Here is a 16196-nt window from a genome sequence, read left to right as displayed (position 1 = left end):
CGCGGGGCACCCGCGTTGTCCGGGGGTGTGCCGGGAAGGCAGGATTGAACGTATGACGCACACGATGCTCAAGGGCTCGAACGTTCCGCTGGCGGCCTCGGCGGTGCGGGCCGTGCTCCGCTGGACGCCGTCCGGCACCGGGGTGCCCGACGTGGACGCGTCCGCGCTGGTGCTGGGTGCCGCGAGCCGGGTGCGTGCGGACGACGACTTCGTCTTCTACAACCAGCCGCGGCACCCCTCCGGCCGCATCCGGCACCTGGGGAAGGGCCGGGACGGGAACGGCGCGACCGACGCAGTGCAGGCCGACGTCTGGGCGCTGGAGGACGAGGTGCACCGGATCCTGCTGGTGGCCTCGGCCGACGGCGGGACGTTCGCGCAGGTCTCCGGGCTGCGGCTGACCCTGTTGGACACCGCGAACGGCGAGGCCCTGGCGGCCTTCGACATCGAGCCGGAGACCGGCTCGGAGACCGCGATGATCTGCGGCGAACTGTACCGGCGCGGCGAGGGGTGGAAGTTCCGGGCGCTGGGCCAGGGCTACGACACCGGGCTGACCGGGCTGGCGTCCGAGTTCGGGATCACGGTGGCCGACGAGGCGGACGCCGCCGCATCCGCCGCTGCGGGCGGCACGGTGCCCGATCCGCCGTCCGAGCCCGACTTCCCCGAGCCCTCGCCGGTGCCGGAACCGCGCCCGGAGCCGCGTCCCGAGCCCGAGCCGGGGCCCGCACCGGAGCCGCCAGGCCCGGGACCGGTGCCGCCCGGCCCGGGACCCATGCCCGAACCGCCGGGGCCGGACCCGCAGCCGCGCCCGGCGGGCGTGGGCGCGTTCGCCGCGTCCGACGAGCAGGCGACGGCGCCGTACGGCTATCCGCAGCCCGGCCCGGGCGGCGGTACGGGCTACCCGATGCCGCCGCAGCACCCGCCGCGCACCCAGCCGGCGTACGGCTACCCGCAGCCCGCGTACGGCTACCCGCAGCAGCCGGACCCCGCGTTCACGCTGCCGCCGCAGGGGCCGCAGTTCCTGCGGCGCTGACCCGGGCGCGGGCGTGCGTACGGTCTGATCCTGCAGGCGGGTCAGACACGGTCGGTCTTGTAGCCGCGCCCCCAGTGCAGGCCCCAGCCGTAGAGGCGATCCAGCTCCGACTGGAAGCCGTACACGTACCGGACCTCGCGGCGGACGACGAGTTCGCCCTTCTCGTGCTGCATGAGCACCACGGCGCAGGAGCGGGCCTGCGGGGCGCGTTCCTCCAGACCGACCTCGATGCGGGCGCCGTTGCTGAGGATGACGGTGAGGAGTCCCTTCGCACGGTCGAAGGCGGGGGTGTTGTCGTAGATGTAGACGAAGAAGAGCAGGCGCTTGATCTCGTCCTTGTGGTCGAGGTTGACGTAGATCGTCTCACCGGACGGGGCGCCGAACCGGTCGTCACCGGTGAGCTTGACGAACGGGGCGGCCTGGAAGTCGCCGAAGAGCGAGCCCAGAGGCTGCACCACGCCCCTGCTGCCGTCGGCCAGTTCGTACATGCAGGCCAGGTCCAGGTCGACCTTGTCCACGCCGCGGGTGTGGGCCTGCACGACCTCGGGCTTGAGCGACCGCAGCGGGTGTCGTAAGGAGCTCGTCAGGCTGCTGCGACGGGTGAAGTCGGAGGCGTGCATCTGCCAGGAGAGGTTGACCTGGAGGCTTCCGCTGTCGGCGCCCTGCTTGGTCAGCGACACCACGGGGTGGCGGCGGGTGAGCTCCACCGCGTAGGTCGATGGGCCGCCGACCGTGTCGAACTTCGGCCACTTGCCCATGCCCTGCCGCCAGTTCTCCCACAGGGAGACCATCTCGTACCCACCCCACAGACTCGTTCCAGGCCGCATGCCGGTCGGGGCGGCACCGAGCCGGGCTCGGTGCCGCCCCGAGGGAAGCGTTCCGCAATCGGACGGACCTGACACCCCTGACGGGAAGTCAGGGGCGCCGGCCGCCGAGCGTCAGACGCCGGAGGTGACCTCGGTCTTCTCCGGCTCCTCTCCTTCTCTCTCCAGCGCGCGGTTGCGCCGGACCGACGACCAGAACGACCAGGCGATGAGCGCCACGCCGGCCAGGCCGGTGATCACCTCGGAGATCTGGAAGCGGATGGTGATGAGCAGGATGGCGGCGAGCACGCCGATGGCGTAGTGCGCGCCGTGCTCGAGGTAGACGTAGTCGTCCAGGGTGCCCTGGCGGACCAGGTAGACCGTGAGGGAACGGACGTACATCGCGCCGATGCCGAGGCCGAGCGCCATCCAGAAGATGTGGTTGGTGATGGCGAACGCGCCGATCACTCCGTCGAACGAGAACGACGCGTCCAGCACCTCCAGGTAGAGGAACATGAAGAACGCCGCCTTGCCGGCCAGACCGACGGCGCTCGGGTCCTTGCCGGCCTTGCGGGCCGCCTCGGCGGCCTCCTCCTCGCGCTCGTCCTCCTCCTCCAGCTTGTTCTCGAAGTGGCTGGAGAGGCCGTGCACCAGGAGGTAGGTGACGAGGCCGGCGACGCCGGCGAGGAGGACGGTGGACGACTTGTCCGCGTGTTCGCCGCCGTACTGGTGGGCCTGTGTGGCGAGGAACATCGCCGAGATCAGCAGGGTGATCAGGGCGACGCACACGGAGAGCATCTCGACCCGGCCGAGCTTCGCCAGGGGTCGTTCCAGCCACGGGAACCACTTGTGCTCCCGCTCCTCGAACATGAAGTTCAGGAAGATCATCAGCAGGAACATGCCACCGAACGCGGCGATCGACGGGTGCGCGTTCGTGACCAGCTGCTCGTACCGGTCGGGATCGTCGACGGCGAGCTGCACGGCCTCGATGGGGCCGACGCCCGCACTCACGGCGACGATGACGACGGGGAAGAGCAGCCGCATGCCGAAGACCGCGATCAGGATGCCGATGGTGAGGAAGATCTTCTGCCAGAAGGCGTTCATCTTCTTCAGCACACCGGCGTTGACGACCGCGTTGTCGAACGACAGCGAGATCTCCAGGATGGAGAGAATCGCCACCACGGCGAAGCCCTTCCAGCCCCAGAAGAACGCGGCCAGGGCAAGACCCGCGGCGGTGACGCCGAAGGACCAGCCGAAGGTTCTCAGGATCACTGGTTACCCAATCTCTCAACTTGCCGGGGCTGTGGGCCGGGCCTCTTTACGAAACGTTGACTCCGAAGTCTAGGGCGATGCCCCGGAGGCCCGACGCGTACCCCTGTCCCACGGCACGGAACTTCCACTCCACCCCGTGCCGGTACAGCTCGCCGAAGATCATCGCCGTCTCGGAGGAGGCGTCCTCGGTGAGGTCGTAACGTGCGATCTCCTGGCCGTCGTCCTGGTTGAGCACCCGGATGTAGGCGTCGGTGACCTGCCCGAAGGTCTGTCTGCGGGTCTCGGCGTCGTAGATGGAGACGGGGAACACGATCTGGTCGACCTGCGCCGGCACCTGCTCCAGGTCCACCAGGACCGTCTCGTCGTCGTCGCTCCCGGTACCGCCGACGAGTTCGTCACCGGTGTGCTCGACGGAGCCCTCAGGGCTCTTGAGGTTGTTGTAGAAGACGAAGTACTCGTCACCGAGCACCCGGCCGGCGCCGCACAGCAGGGCGCTGGCGTCGAGGTCGAAGCCGGCGCCGGTGGTGGAGCGGGCCTTCCAGCCGAGACCGATCTCGACCCGTGTGAGGTTGGGTGCGGCCTTCGAGAGGGAGACGTTTCCCCCCTTGGCGAGCGTCACGCTCATGTGCTGCTTCCTCTCCGAAGTGTGTGGCCCGAGTGTGCTGCACGCACACGGCGCCGCACACTTCCCCGACCGGGAAGCCTGCGGCGCCGTGCCTTGCCGAGATCAGGTGGACGTCCTCGCCGTACGGCTCAGACGTTGACCCCGAAGTCCTGCGCGATGCCGCGCAGGCCGGAGGCGTAGCCCTGGCCGACCGCACGGAACTTCCACTCCGCCCCGTGGCGGTACAGCTCGCCGAAGACCATGGCCGTCTCGGTCGAGGCGTCCTCGCTGAGGTCGTAGCGGGCCAGCTCGTTGTTGTCCGCCTGGTCGACGATGCGGATGAACGCGTTACGCACCTGGCCGAAGCTCTGCTGGCGCGTCTCGGCCTCGTAGATCGAGACGGGGAAGACGATCTTCTCGACGTCCGCGGGCACACCGGCGAGATTCACCTTGATGACCTCGTCGTCGCCCTCGCCCTCACCCGTGAGGTTGTCGCCGAGGTGCTCGACGGACCCGTCGGGGCTCTTGAGGTTGTTGAAGAAGATGAAATTCTTGTCGTTGCCGACCTTGCCCTCGCCGTTGGCCAGCAGGGCGCTGGCGTCCAGGTCGAAGTCGGTACCGGTGGTGGTGCGGGCGTCCCAGCCGAGACCGACCATCACGGCGGTCAGGTTCGGGGCTTCCTTGGTCAGCGAGACGTTGCCGCCCTTGCTGAGGCTGACTCCCACGAGTCCTCCTGAGAATTGTTCGTGAGGAGCACGGCGTGCCCCCGTGGACTGAACGGATGCCGCTGGGTCAACGAGTGAATGCCGGTGAGCGGTTCCCCTCACCCCACCGGTTCACTCAGAGGGTTTCCAGCGCCTTGACGTAGTCGCCCAGGTCGCGCGCGTCCGGCAGGCCGTTGACGACGGTCCAACGGATCACGCCCTCCTTGTCGATGATGAAGGTGCCGCGCACCGCACAGCCCTTCTCCTCGTCGAACACACCGTACGCGCGGGCGGCCTCGCCGTGGGGCCAGAAGTCCGACAGCAGGGGGTACTCCAGGCCCTCCTGCTCGGCGAAGACCCGGAGGGTGAAGGGCGAGTCGCACGAGACCGCGAGCAGCTGCACGCCGTCCCCGGAGAACGTGGGCAGCTCGTCACGCAGGGCGCACAGCTCACCCGTGCACACGCCGGTGAAGGCGAAGGGGTAGAAGAGCAGGACGACGTTCTTCTCGCCCTTGAACCCGGCGAGGGTGACGGTCTCGCCGTGCTGGTTCTTGAGGGTGATGTCAGGGGCCTTGGTGCCGACCTCGAGGGGCTGCATGCCAGGGATCTCCTCCGGTTGCGGTGAGTGACCCGCCCAGCCTACGCAGGCCGGGAACGCCGGTCCCCGGCAGCCTGGGCTGCCGGGGACGGGCGGAGTGCCGCGATGTGCGTCGGGACGGGGCGCGAGAAGGGTCGGGGACCGCTCAGCGCTTACCGGACTTGGCCGCCTTGGGAGTCATCAGCCGGGAGCCGGTCCAGTCCTTGCCGGCGTTGACGTTGCCGGTCTGGGCGAGGCCTGCGGTCTGCGCGGCCTCGCCGATGTCGCTGGCCTCGACGTAGCCGTCACGGCCGGTCTTCGGCGTCAGCAGCCAGACAGGGGCGCCCTCGTCGATCATGGTGGTGGCGTCCACCAGCGCGTCCGTCAGGTCGCCGTCCTCCTCGCGGAACCACAGCACCACGGCGTCCGCGACATCGTCGTGATCCTCGTCGACGAGTTCGGTGCCCGTGATGGCCTCGATTCCCTCACGGAGTGCCTGCTCGGCGTCGTCGTCGTAGCCGAGCTCCTGGACCACCATCCCGGGCTGGAAACCCAGCCTTGCGGCGGGGTTGGTCCGCTCCTCCGCGTGGTCCGCGGTCGCGCTCACGGATTGCCTCCTGTCATGTTCCGGTACAAGGGTTGCGCCTCGCCCTTCGCGCGAGGCTTTGGGCGTAGTCCACACGGGCGGGGCGGATCGCGCAAGTACCCGGCGCTCCGTCCCGCGCAAACGTCGACGTCTCCTCCCACAATGCACGATCCGTGGCGCATCGCACCACAGCATCCGCGGTCGGCGCTCTCCGGGCGTAGGGTGGGATTTCGGCCGCGCCCGACGATCGCGGCGCCGTACCGCCAGGACGGACACGCGGTTACCCCTCGGTAGGGGTGACGTACGCCCGGTCGCGGTACACGATGGAGGCGGCGCAGCCAGCAAGAGATCATCCGGCCCGGCCCACGACCGGACCCGGCCGAAGATCACCACCGAGCAGCGAAGGAACAGCGTGGCTTCCGGATCCGATCGCACCCCGATCATCATTGGCGGCCTTCCCAGCCAGGTCCCGGACTTCGACCCCGAAGAGACCCAGGAGTGGCTCGACTCGCTCGACGCGGCGGTCGACGAGCGCGGCCGGGAACGTGCCCGCTACCTCATGCTCCGCCTCATCGAACGGGCCCGCGCCCAGCGCGTCGCCGTGCCGGAGATGCGAAGCACGGACTACGTCAACACCATCGCGACCAAGAACGAGCCGTTCTTCCCCGGCGACGAAGAGGTCGAGCGCAAGATCCTCAACGCGACCCGGTGGAACGCCGCCGTGATGGTCTCCAGAGCGCAGCGGCCCGGCATCGGTGTGGGCGGCCACATCGCCACCTTCGCCTCTTCGGCGTCGCTCTACGACGTCGGCTTCAACCACTTCTTCCGGGGCAAGGACGACGGAAGGGGCGGTGACCAGGTCTTCTTCCAGGGGCACGCGTCGCCGGGCATCTACGCCCGCGCGTTCCTGCTGGACCGGCTGACCGAGGCGCAGCTCGACGGCTTCCGGCAGGAGAAGTCGAAGGCGCCGAACGGCCTGTCCAGCTATCCGCACCCCCGGATGATGCCGGACTTCTGGGAGTTCCCCACCGTCTCGATGGGCCTGGGCCCGATCAGTGCGATCTATCAGGCGCGGATGAACCGCTACATGGAGGCCCGGGGGCTCGGCGACACCTCGCAGTCCCACGTGTGGGCGTTCCTGGGCGACGGCGAGATGGACGAGCCGGAGTCCCTGGGACAGCTGTCCATCGCAGCGCGCGAGGGGCTGGACAACCTGACCTTCGTGGTCAACTGCAACCTTCAGCGGCTGGACGGGCCGGTGCGGGGCAACGGGAAGATCATCCAGGAGCTGGAGTCGGCCTTCCGTGGCGCCGGCTGGAACGTGATCAAGCTGGTGTGGGACCGGTCCTGGGACCCGCTCCTGGCCCGCGACCGCGACGGCGTGCTGGTGAACAAGCTGAACACCACCCCGGACGGGCAGTTCCAGACCTATGCCACCGAGTCCGGTGCCTACATCCGCGACCACTTCTTCGGCGGCGACCAGCGTCTGCGGGCCATGGTCGAGGGCATGACCGACGACCAGATCCTGCACCTGGGCCGCGGCGGCCACGACCACCGCAAGGTGTACGCGGCGTACAAGGCGGCCAAGGAGCACAAGGGCCAGCCCACCGTGATCCTGGCCCAGACGGTCAAGGGGTGGACTCTCGGGCCGAACTTCGAGGGTCGCAACGCCACGCACCAGATGAAGAAGCTGACGGTCGACGACCTGAAGCACTTCCGCGACCGGCTCCACCTGCCCATCCCCGACAGCGAGCTGGAGTCCGGCGCGCCGCCGTACTTCCACCCGGGGAGGGACTCGGACGAGATCCAGTACATGCACGACCGCCGCAAGGAGTGCGGCGGCTACGTGCCGACCCGGGTGGTACGGGCGAAGCCGCTGCCGCAGCCCGGGGACAAGGCCTACGCCACGGTCAGGAAGGGGTCGGGGCAGCAGCAGGTCGCCACCACGATGGCCTTCGTGCGGTTGTTGAAGGACCTCATGCGGGACAAGGAGATCGGCAAACGGTTCGTGCTGATCGCGCCGGACGAGTACCGCACCTTCGGAATGGACTCGTTCTTCCCGTCGGCCAAGATCTACAACCCGCTGGGCCAGACGTACGAGTCGGTGGACCGCGAGCTGCTGCTGGCGTACAAGGAGTCGCCGACCGGGCAGCTGCTGCACGACGGCATCACGGAGGCGGGCTGCACGGCCTCGCTGATCGCGGCGGGCTCGGCGTACGCCACCCATGGCGAACCGCTGATCCCGGTCTACGTCTTCTACTCGATGTTCGGCTTCCAGCGGACCGGCGACCAGTTCTGGCAGATGGCCGACCAGCTGGCGCGCGGCTTCGTGCTGGGCGCGACCGCCGGACGGACGACGCTGACGGGCGAGGGCACGCAGCACGCGGACGGCCACTCCATGCTGCTGGCCGCGACGAACCCGGCGTGCGTGGCCTACGACCCGGCCTTCGGCTTCGAGATCGCGCACATCGTCAAGGACGGTCTGCGCCGGATGTACGGCGAGGACAGCGAGGACGTCTTCTACTACCTGACCGTCTACAACGAGCCGATCCAGCAGCCGGCGGAGCCGGAGGACGTCGACGTCGACGGCATTCTGAAGGGCCTCTACCGCTACCGGGCGGGCGAGCGGGGGACCCAGCCCGCGCAGATCCTCGCCTCGGGTGTGGCCCTCGCGTGGGCGCTGGAGGCCCAGCAGATCCTCGCGGAGGAATGGGACGTCCGCGCCGACGTGTGGTCGGCGACGTCGTGGAACGAGCTGCGGCGCGAGGCGGTCGACGTGGAGCGGCACAACCTGCTGCACCCGGAGGAGGAACAGCGTGTCCCGTACGTGACGCGGAAGCTCCAGGGGGCCGACGGTCCGAAGCTGGCCGTCTCGGACTGGGAGCGCGGCGTGCCGGACCAGATCGCACGCTGGGTGCCGGGCACGTACCAGTCGCTGGGCGCGGACGGCTTCGGCTTCGCCGACACGCGCGGGGCCGCCAGGCGGTTCTTCCACATCGACGCCCCGTCGATCGTGCTGGGTGTGCTCACCGAGCTGGCGCGGGAAGGGCGCATCGACCGGTCCGCGCTGAAGCAGGCACTGGACCGGTACCAGCTGCTGGAGGTGTCCGCCGCCGACCCCGGCACCGCGGGCGGCGACGCCTGACCCGGCGGGACCGCGCGACTTCCCCGTCGAGGGGCCCCGGCCGCGGGCCGGGGCCCCTCGGCATGCCCGTGCCATCTCAGCGTTCCCAGATCTTGAAGGCGCGGACCTGGTAGGCCGAGCGGGGCGTCCAGGAGCCGGAGGGGTGGGTGTGGAACTCGCCTGTCGTGCCGCACTCCCGGCTCTGGTAGAGGGTCACGGGCCGGCCGGTGCGGTTGGCGTACGCGTCGGCGGTGTGCCCGGGCGGGAGCACGACGCAGCTCTCGATGGGAGTGCCGGCGAGCTCGAAGGCGAGCCGCCTTCCGGTGAAGTCCGGGTTCTCCCACAAGCACAGCTCTCCGGCGCCGCAGTCGCCGAGCACCGGTCGCGAGGTGTCCCCCGAGGCGGCGGCCGGCGCGGCCCCGAGCGCCAGGGCGAGAGCGGGCAGCAGCGCGGCGGCGCGTGCGGCTCTCCGCCGCACGGTCACGGCGATCCCGCGTGGTGCCGCCGGAGCGGCCGACGTGCCGGAGCGGGCGGCGCGGTGCCGGACGGCTGATTCGTCCCGGTCGGACGGGCGCTCGGCGGACATGCTGATCACACTCCCCGTGAAGGTGCCGGGAGGCGGATCCGCCCGGCGTCGTGATCAAGGCTGGTGGCCCGCATCCGCCGCTGCCAAGCGCAACCGCCGGAAGTCACCGGTAGGGGTGGCCGAGTTGTCCACAGGATGCCGTGCGTCCACAGATCCGGCGGGCGGTCCGCGACGGTGAGGTGGGCGGGATAGACAGGTGCAGAGGCACGGTCCCCTCGGCCGTGCCCCTGCACCCCTCATCGCGCGGAACGGAACGAGAGCTCCGTCCGTGCGAGTCCGCTACACGTGCACGGCGGGTCCCGCGTCGTGGGCGCCCCGCTTGGTGAAGACCGCGACCCCCGCGGCCAGCACCGCAACGATTCCCGCACAGGTGAAGGCGAGTCCCATGCCCGAGATGAACGCGTCGTGCACCACGCTCGCCATGAGGTCGGCGATCTTCTCCGGGGTGCCCGCCGGAGCGGGCGGAGCGAAGCCGACGGCGGCGGCGTCCTCCAGCTGCTCGGCCTGCTGGGCCTTCAGGGGCGGCAGGCCGGCCTCGGCCCACTTCTCCCCCACCACGCCGCCGGCACGGGAGGCCATGACGGCGCCGAGGACGGCGGTACCCAGGCTCCCGCCGACCTGCATGGCCGCCTGCTGGAGCCCGCCGGCCACACCGGCGTGCTCGAGCGGTGCGTTGCCGACGATGACCTCGGTCGCGCCGACCATCACCGGAGCCAGGCCGAGACCGAGAAGGGCGAACCAGAGAGAGGTGGCCGGAGTTCCGCTGCCTGCGTCCAGCGTCGACAGACCGAACATCGCCACCGCGGTGATCACCATGGCCGCGACGAGGGGGCCACGCGGCCCGACCTTGGTGATCACAGCGCCGGCGAGCGGCGACGACACGATCATCATTGCCGTCAGCGGCAGCAGGTGCAGGCCGCTCTCCACCGGCGACATGCCGTGGACGTTCTGGAGGTAGAAGGTGACGAAGAACAGCCCGCCCATGAATCCGAAGGCCATGAGCACCATCAGCACGGTGCCCGCCGACAGCGGCACGGAACGGAACATGCTCAGCGGCAGCAGCGGCTCCGGTGCCCGGGTCTCCCAGAGAGCGAAGACGGCGAAGAGGACCAGCGCGACGGCGAGGAAGCCGAGCGTGCCGGCATCGCCCCAGCCCCACTCGGGGGCCTTGATCAGCGCCCAGATCAGGCAGAACATCGCGCCGGAGAGGAGCACGATGCCGGGCAGGTCGAAGGACCTCGCCGCCTTCTCCGCCCGGTGGTCCAGCAGGAACGCCAGACCCATGCCCAGGGCGAGGACACCGACCGGCACGTTGATGAAGAAGACCGATTCCCAGCTGACGTGTTCGACCAGCAGCCCGCCGACGATCGGGCCGGCCGCGGTGGAGGCGCCGATCACGGCACCCCAGATGCCGATGGCCGCGTTGAGCTTCTCGGCGGGGAACGAGGCGCGCAGCAGCCCGAGCGCCGCGGGCATCAGGAGGGCGCCGAAGACGCCCTGGAAGACACGGAAGGTGACGACCAGCGAGACGCTGGGGGCGAAGCCGATGGCCGCCGAGGCGACGGCGAAGCCGACCACGCCGAAGAGGAACGCCTGCCGGTGGCCGAAGCGGTCGCCGAGCTTGCCTGCCGTGATCAGCGAAACGGCGAGAGCGAGGAGGTAGCCGCTGGTGATCCACTGGACCTCGGCGAGCGTGGCGCCGAGATCCTGCTTGATCGCGGGGTTGGCAATGGCCACGATGGTGCCGTCGAGGGCGACCATGGTGACGCCCAGCGCCACCGTGAGGAGCGTGAGCCACGGGTGGCCGCGAAGCCCTCCGGGCCGGGCGGGCTCTGCTGTCGGCGGGCTCGGTGGTTCGGGCGCCCCCTTCGTGACGGTGGCGGTGTGCGAGCTCATGCCCGCGAGGCTAATGACAGCGTCTGACAATTGACAAACCAATTCATCAGTCTGCAGCTGTCATTCCGCTCACAGGTAGGGTGCCGCCCATGTCCAGGAAAGGCGGCCGAACGTGACCGGACTGCGGGAGCGCAAGAAGCGGCGCACCCGAGGGGCCCTCATCCGGGTGGCGCACGAGCTGATCGTCACCCGGGGCTACGACGACACCACCGTCGATCAGATCGCCGACGCCGTGGACGTCTCCCAGCGGACCTTCTTCCGGTACTTCTCCAGCAAGGAGGAGGTCGCGCTCGCGCTCCAGGACGAGACGGAGGCCGGCTTCTACGAGGCGGTGCGCGACCGCCCGGCACAGGAGTCGCCGATCCGCGCCCTGCGCAACGCCCTCGACGCGACCTGGGACCACTTCGGCGAGGCCATCACCGAGATCGTGCCGATCGGCCTGTACATGAGGATGTGGCAGGTCATCGAGACGACGCCGTCGCTGCTCGCCGCACACCTGCGCCGGTCCACCGAGACGGAGGCCCGCCTCGCCGCACTGCTCACCGCCCGCGAGGGCCTGTCCCCCGACGACCGGCGCGCCCGGGTGCTGGTCGCGTCGTTCACCGGCGTGATGCGGGCGGCCGGACGGGAGTGGGGCGAGGGCGAGGACGTCACGGTCGAGGCGGCACGCCGGACCATGGACACCTACCTCGACCTGATGGCGCCCGCGCTGAGCGACGACTGGAGCCGCCGATGACGCGCCCCGAGGACCTTCGGCCAGGGGCACCGCGCGGCGCGGGGGGACGCGCGGGCGGTCGCCGCATACGATGACCCACATGGGTGACGTTCTGGCGGGAATCCACTCCTCCTGGGAGTTCGATTCCGACTCCGTGCTCATCCGCTTCGAACGGGGGATCCGCACGCCGAAGCTCTTCCACGTGCTGGGAGAGCGGCGCATCCCGTACGAGGCACTGAGCCGGATCGAGCTGGCCCCCGGCGGGCGGCGCGGCACGATCGTGATGCGCGCGGTGCCGCGGGCCGGGGCCGACCCGCTGGTGGAGGCCGCGGACGGACAGCTCAAGGAGACCTGCGATCCGTACCGGCTGGTCCTCCCCGCGGAGCGCGAGCTGCTCGCCGACTACTACGTCAGCGAACTGCGTTCGGCACTCGGTCCGGACGCGGCCGAGCCCGCCCCGGCGCACCTGGTCGCCGCACCGGAGCCGCCGCTGTCGTTCAAGGCGTACGACGGCAAGGCGCGTTTCAACGGCAAGGAGGTGTCCTTCCGCTGGTTCTGGACGGGGGCGTCCTCGGCCAAGTGGAAGGCGGGCGACCAGACGTTCGCGGTGGGCGAGCTGGAGGGCGTGGAATGGCGCTCGCCCGAGGTCTTCAAGGGCCACCTGCGGCTGATCCCACGCGGCGCCGCCTCGCCCGCGCTACGCGCGTTCCCCGGCGTCGAGGTGGACCAGGACCCGGCCGCCGTGGTGTTCGGGCTGGGCTACGGACTGGTCCACGAGTCGCTGCCCTTCGCGGCCGCCGTGCTGGCCGCCGTACGGGAGGCGGAGCCGGTCCCGGCGCTGGACACGGCCACCGCGCCGAACCCGACAGGTCCCGGCCCCGGTGCGAGCGACCGGCGCGACCCGGCGGACATCGCCGAACGGATACGGCACCTCGGTGAGCTGCACGAGGCCGGGCTGCTCACCGACGAGGAGTTCTCCGCCAAGAAGGCGGACCTGCTCGCCGAGCTCTGACCTCCGCGCACGCGGGGCCGGGTCCGGGCGGCTTACAGCGCGGCAAGGACCGCGTCGGTGAAGACCGGCCACACCTCGACGGCCCACGGACCGAAGTCGCGGTCGGTGAGCGCGACGCAGGCGGCACCGGCCTCCGGGTCCACCCACAGGAAGGTGCCGGACTGGCCGAAGTGCCCGAACGTACGCGGCGAGGAGCGGTCGCCCGTCCAGTGCGGCGTCTTGCCGTCGCGGATCTCGAAGCCGAGTCCCCAGTCGTTCGGTGACTGGTTGCCGTAGCCGGGCAGCACGCCCTTGCGCCCGGGGAAGGCCACGCCCGTGGCCTCCTGGAGCGTCTGCGGCGCGATCAGGCGGGGCGCCTGGAGTTCCGCGGCGAAGCGCACCAGGTCGTCCGCCGTGGAGACGGCGTCCTTGGCCGGGGAGCCCGCGAGTTCGGTGTCCGTCATCCCCAGCGGCGCGAGGACCGCGTCTCTCAGGTACTCCGCGAAGGGAATGTCGGTGGTCTTGGTCAGGTGCTCGCCCAGCACCTCGAAGCCGGTGTTGGAGTAGATCCGCCGCTCACCGGGCGCCGCCATGGTCCGGTGCTCGTCGAAGGCGAGACCGGAGGTATGGGCCAGCAGGTGGCGGACGGTCGCGCCCTCGGGGCCGGCCGGCTCGTCCAGCTCGAGCGCGCCCTCCTCCACCGCGACGAGCACGGCGTAGGCGGCCAGCGGCTTGGTGACGGAGGCGAGCGGGAAGCGCCGTCCGGTCTCGCCGTACTTCCCGGCCAGGGAGCCGTCCGCCGTGACGACGGCGGCGGCAGCGGCGGGCACGGGCCAGGTCTCGATCATCCGCAGGGCGCTGTCCATGCCAGGCAGCCTAACGCGGCGGAAATCGGCCCCCGAAATGCGCTTGCCTGGAGTGCACTCCAGGTCCGTAGCGTTTCCCCCATGACCGTGACGGAGCAGGAGACGGCGGACGAGACCGAGACAGCGGGCAAGGCGACCGACGCGGACCTCTGCGCGACCCGGAACGCCGTGCATCCGCGCCCGGACGGGCGGGACCGGTACACCATCAGCGAGGTCGCGGCCTGCACCGGGCTGAGCGCGCACACCCTGCGCTGGTACGAGCGGATCGGGCTGATGTCGCACGTCGACCGCTCGCACACCGGGCAGCGACGGTTCACCAACAAGGATCTGGACTGGCTGTCACTGGTGGGCAAGCTCCGCCTCACCGGCATGCCGGTGGCCGACATGGTGCGGTACGCCGAACTCGTGCGGGCCGGCGAGCACACCGTGGACGCGCGGCGCGAACTCCTCGAGACGACCCGGCGGAACGTGCGTCTCCGCATCGCGGAACTGCGGGACACCCTCGCGGTGCTCGACCACAAGATCGGCGTCTACGCGGCGAAGCAGCAGATCCCGGCGCCCTCCACGGAACCACCGACCAGTCCGGCGCAGCCCGGCGCAGCACAGCCCGCCGACGAGCGGAGCACCGAAGAGCAGACCACGGAGGCGTCGCCCTCCGGGAAGGCGGCACGGCAGCGATGAACACGGAGCGGATCGGCACGGAACGGCTGGGTGCGGACGGCCCGGAGGTGGGCGCCCAGGGCCTGGGCTGCATGGGCATGAGCTTCGCCTACGGCCCCACGGACGAGAGGCAGGCGCGCGCCACGCTGGAACGGGCGCTGGAGCTCGGTGTCACCCTCTACGACACCGCCGACATGTACGGCGCGGGCGAGAACGAACGGTTCCTGGCGCCCTTCGTGCGCGCGCATCGTGACGAGATCGTCCTGGCCACCAAGTTCGCCGTGGTGCTCGACCCGGACGACCCGCAGGCGCGCGGGGTGCGCAACGACCGCGCGTACGTGCGGGAATGCGTCGAGAGAAGCCTGCAGCGACTCGGCGTGGAGACGATCGACCTGTATTACATGCATCGCCGGGACCCGGGGGTGCCGCTTGAGGAGTCCGTCGGCGCCATGGCCGAACTGGTCCGGGAGGGCAAGGTCCGGCAGCTCGGGCTGAGCGAGGTGACGGGGAGCGAGCTGCGCACCGCGCACGCCGTCCACCCCGTCGCCGCGGTGCAGTCGGAGTGGTCGGTCTTCAGCCGCGACGTGGAGGAGAACGTGGTCGGCGCCGCACGCGAGCTGGGCGTGACCTTCGTGCCGTACTCGCCGCTCGGCCGGGGCTTCCTCACCGGTTCGTTCACCGACGCCGACCGGGACCTCGGCGGCGACGACTTCCGCCGCCTCCAGCCGCGCTTCACCGGCGCCAACGCGACGGCGAACGCGGCCCTGTTGCGGCCGCTGCGACGGATCGCCGAGGCGCACGGTGCCACGAGCGGCCAGGTCGCGCTGGCCTGGGTACACCAGCGGGCGGCGGTGCACGGCCTGCGCGTGGTGCCGATTCCGGGCACCCGGCGCCCGGGCCGGGTGGAGGAGAACACGGCGGCCACCCGTCTCACGCTGACCGAAGAGGAGCTGAGCGTGCTGGAGCCGGTCGCCGCGCAGGTGGCGGGCGCGCGGTACGCGGACATGGCCCTCACCTCGGCCGGGCGGGAGTAGCCCCTTCCGCGGCGAACCCGCACCTCCCCGCGGAAGCCGCACCGTCCCGCGGTCAGCCGTAGGAGGGTTCGGCGTGCATCTCCCAGAGCAGCAGCTCCGTGTCACCGTGGGCGGCCGCGACCAGGCCGTCTGCCCCGGTGACGCGGGCCGCGTCACCGGGTCCCAGCCGCTCACCACCCAGGCGCACCCCGCCGCGGACCACGTGCAGGTGGACGAACTGCGCGTCGGGCACCGCCGTACGGGCGCCGTCGCCGAGCCGTCGCACGTGCAGTACGGCATCGGTGCGCGGGATCGCGAACGGCGTCGCGTCGGCGATCCCCCGCACCACCTCGTACTCGGGCGGACCGCCGAAGCTTCCCGGCACCAGCCACATCTGCACGAAGCGCAGTACCCCCGCCCCGGCGTTGCGCTCGGCATGGCGGACGCCGGATCCCGCCCCCAGGCGCTGCAGGTCGCCGGGGCGGACCAGCGTCGCGGCGCCCGTCGAGTCCTCGTGCTCCAGCTCTCCCTCCACGACCCAGGTGACGATCTCCAGGTCGCGGTGCGGGTGGAGACCGAACCCCGCTCCGGGCTCCAGACGCTCCTCGTTGCAGGCGACGAGGAGGCCGAAGCCGACGTTCTCCGGGTCGTAGAAGCCGGAGAAGGAGAATGCGTGGCGGGTGTCGATCCCGGCGGCCCTGTCGCCGCCGCGGTACCGGTCGGCTGCTCGCCGTACCTCAAGCATGCAGACCACCGTAGACGCCCCCGT

15 protein-coding genes and 1 pseudogene are annotated in these 16196 nt (G+C 70.7%); 6 read left to right on the top strand and 10 right to left on the bottom strand.

Annotation, left to right across the window (positions count from 1 at the left end):
* Nucleotides 1–52 precede the first annotated feature (52 nt).
* Nucleotides 53–1030, top strand: a complete 978-nt coding sequence (locus tag K304_RS0105305; RefSeq protein ID WP_027762901.1) for a TerD family protein — start codon at nucleotides 53–55, stop codon at nucleotides 1028–1030.
* A 41-nt stretch (nucleotides 1031–1071) separates the two neighbouring features.
* Here the strand turns inward: K304_RS0105305 and K304_RS0105300 are convergent, their stop codons facing one another.
* From K304_RS0105300 to K304_RS0105275, 6 genes are all read right to left on the bottom strand, one after another.
* Nucleotides 1072–1821: a Tellurium resistance gene (locus K304_RS0105300; RefSeq protein ID WP_027762900.1), complete on the bottom strand. Its 750-nt coding sequence runs from the start codon at nucleotides 1819–1821 to the stop codon at nucleotides 1072–1074.
* A 147-nt stretch (nucleotides 1822–1968) separates the two neighbouring features.
* On the bottom strand, nucleotides 1969–3105 hold the full coding sequence (locus K304_RS0105295; RefSeq protein WP_027762899.1) for a DUF475 domain-containing protein: 1137 nt from the start codon (nucleotides 3103–3105) through the stop codon (nucleotides 1969–1971).
* A 46-nt stretch (nucleotides 3106–3151) separates the two neighbouring features.
* Entirely contained in the window at nucleotides 3152–3730 is a 579-nt protein-coding gene (locus K304_RS0105290) for a TerD family protein (protein ID WP_027762898.1), read from the bottom strand.
* Between the two features lie 128 nt (nucleotides 3731–3858).
* Nucleotides 3859–4434, bottom strand: coding sequence for a TerD family protein (locus tag K304_RS0105285; RefSeq protein ID WP_027762897.1), 576 nt, complete (start codon nucleotides 4432–4434; stop codon nucleotides 3859–3861).
* Between the two features lie 115 nt (nucleotides 4435–4549).
* Nucleotides 4550–5011 (bottom strand): peroxiredoxin, encoded by a 462-nt coding sequence (locus K304_RS0105280; RefSeq protein WP_037789314.1) that lies wholly within the window; start codon nucleotides 5009–5011, stop codon nucleotides 4550–4552.
* A 145-nt stretch (nucleotides 5012–5156) separates the two neighbouring features.
* Nucleotides 5157–5597 (bottom strand): DUF3052 domain-containing protein, encoded by a 441-nt coding sequence (locus K304_RS0105275; RefSeq protein WP_027762895.1) that lies wholly within the window; start codon nucleotides 5595–5597, stop codon nucleotides 5157–5159.
* Nucleotides 5598–5988: 391 nt separating this feature from the next.
* Between K304_RS0105275 and aceE the strand changes: the two genes are divergently transcribed.
* Nucleotides 5989–8721, top strand: a complete 2733-nt coding sequence (gene aceE, locus K304_RS0105270; RefSeq protein ID WP_027762894.1) for a pyruvate dehydrogenase (acetyl-transferring), homodimeric type — start codon at nucleotides 5989–5991, stop codon at nucleotides 8719–8721.
* Nucleotides 8722–8797: 76 nt separating this feature from the next.
* On the opposite strand, the gene K304_RS0105265 is transcribed toward aceE, so the two are convergent.
* Both K304_RS0105265 and K304_RS0105260 read right to left on the bottom strand, forming a co-directional pair.
* On the bottom strand, nucleotides 8798–9190 hold the full coding sequence (locus K304_RS0105265; RefSeq protein WP_027762893.1) for a peptidase inhibitor family I36 protein: 393 nt from the start codon (nucleotides 9188–9190) through the stop codon (nucleotides 8798–8800).
* Between the two features lie 375 nt (nucleotides 9191–9565).
* Complete coding sequence (locus K304_RS0105260) at nucleotides 9566–11182, bottom strand: MFS transporter (protein ID WP_027762892.1); 1617 nt, start codon at nucleotides 11180–11182, stop codon at nucleotides 9566–9568.
* A 112-nt stretch (nucleotides 11183–11294) separates the two neighbouring features.
* Here K304_RS0105260 and K304_RS0105255 point away from each other — a divergent pair, with 112 nt between their 5' ends.
* Nucleotides 11295–11918: a TetR family transcriptional regulator gene (locus K304_RS0105255; RefSeq protein ID WP_027762891.1), complete on the top strand. Its 624-nt coding sequence runs from the start codon at nucleotides 11295–11297 to the stop codon at nucleotides 11916–11918.
* A gap of 79 nt (nucleotides 11919–11997) precedes the next feature.
* Nucleotides 11998–12909 carry a DUF4429 domain-containing protein gene (locus K304_RS0105250; RefSeq protein ID WP_027762890.1) on the top strand — a complete coding sequence of 304 codons (912 nt, stop codon included), beginning with the start codon at nucleotides 11998–12000 and terminating at the stop codon, nucleotides 12907–12909.
* A gap of 32 nt (nucleotides 12910–12941) precedes the next feature.
* Here the strand turns inward: K304_RS0105250 and K304_RS0105245 are convergent, their stop codons facing one another.
* Nucleotides 12942–13754 (bottom strand): serine hydrolase domain-containing protein, encoded by an 813-nt coding sequence (locus K304_RS0105245; protein ID WP_027762889.1) that lies wholly within the window; start codon nucleotides 13752–13754, stop codon nucleotides 12942–12944.
* An 81-nt stretch (nucleotides 13755–13835) separates the two neighbouring features.
* On the opposite strand from K304_RS0105245, the pseudogene K304_RS27400 reads away from it, so the two are divergent.
* Both K304_RS27400 and K304_RS0105235 read left to right on the top strand, forming a co-directional pair.
* Nucleotides 13836–14300: pseudogene (locus K304_RS27400) on the top strand (MerR family transcriptional regulator); the annotation flags it as partial.
* A gap of 131 nt (nucleotides 14301–14431) precedes the next feature.
* Entirely contained in the window at nucleotides 14432–15448 is a 1017-nt protein-coding gene (locus tag K304_RS0105235) for an aldo/keto reductase (protein WP_027762888.1), read from the top strand.
* 52 nt (nucleotides 15449–15500) lie between these two features.
* Here K304_RS0105235 and K304_RS0105230 read toward each other — a convergent pair whose 3' ends face one another.
* Nucleotides 15501–16172, bottom strand: a complete 672-nt coding sequence (locus K304_RS0105230) for a pirin family protein (protein ID WP_027762887.1) — start codon at nucleotides 16170–16172, stop codon at nucleotides 15501–15503.
* Nucleotides 16173–16196: the final 24 nt, after the last annotated feature.

The organism is Streptomyces sp. CNS606 (assembly GCF_000426325.1).
This window is presented reverse-complemented; position numbering and strand designations above follow the sequence as displayed.

Coding starts and splice junctions, on each gene's coding strand:
- K304_RS0105305 (WP_027762901.1), top strand. CDS start 53: ATGACGCACACGATGCTCAAGGGCTCGAACGTTCCGCTGGCGGCCTCG.
- K304_RS0105300 (WP_027762900.1), bottom strand. CDS start 1,821: ATGGTCTCCCTGTGGGAGAACTGGCGGCAGGGCATGGGCAAGTGGCCG.
- K304_RS0105290 (WP_027762898.1), bottom strand. CDS start 3,730: ATGAGCGTGACGCTCGCCAAGGGGGGAAACGTCTCCCTCTCGAAGGCC.
- K304_RS0105280 (WP_037789314.1), bottom strand. CDS start 5,011: ATGCAGCCCCTCGAGGTCGGCACCAAGGCCCCTGACATCACCCTCAAG.
- K304_RS0105260 (WP_027762892.1), bottom strand. CDS start 11,182: ATGAGCTCGCACACCGCCACCGTCACGAAGGGGGCGCCCGAACCACCG.
- K304_RS0105250 (WP_027762890.1), top strand. CDS start 11,998: ATGGGTGACGTTCTGGCGGGAATCCACTCCTCCTGGGAGTTCGATTCC.
- K304_RS0105245 (WP_027762889.1), bottom strand. CDS start 13,754: ATGGACAGCGCCCTGCGGATGATCGAGACCTGGCCCGTGCCCGCCGCT.
- K304_RS0105235 (WP_027762888.1), top strand. CDS start 14,432: ATGAACACGGAGCGGATCGGCACGGAACGGCTGGGTGCGGACGGCCCG.
- K304_RS0105230 (WP_027762887.1), bottom strand. CDS start 16,172: ATGCTTGAGGTACGGCGAGCAGCCGACCGGTACCGCGGCGGCGACAGG.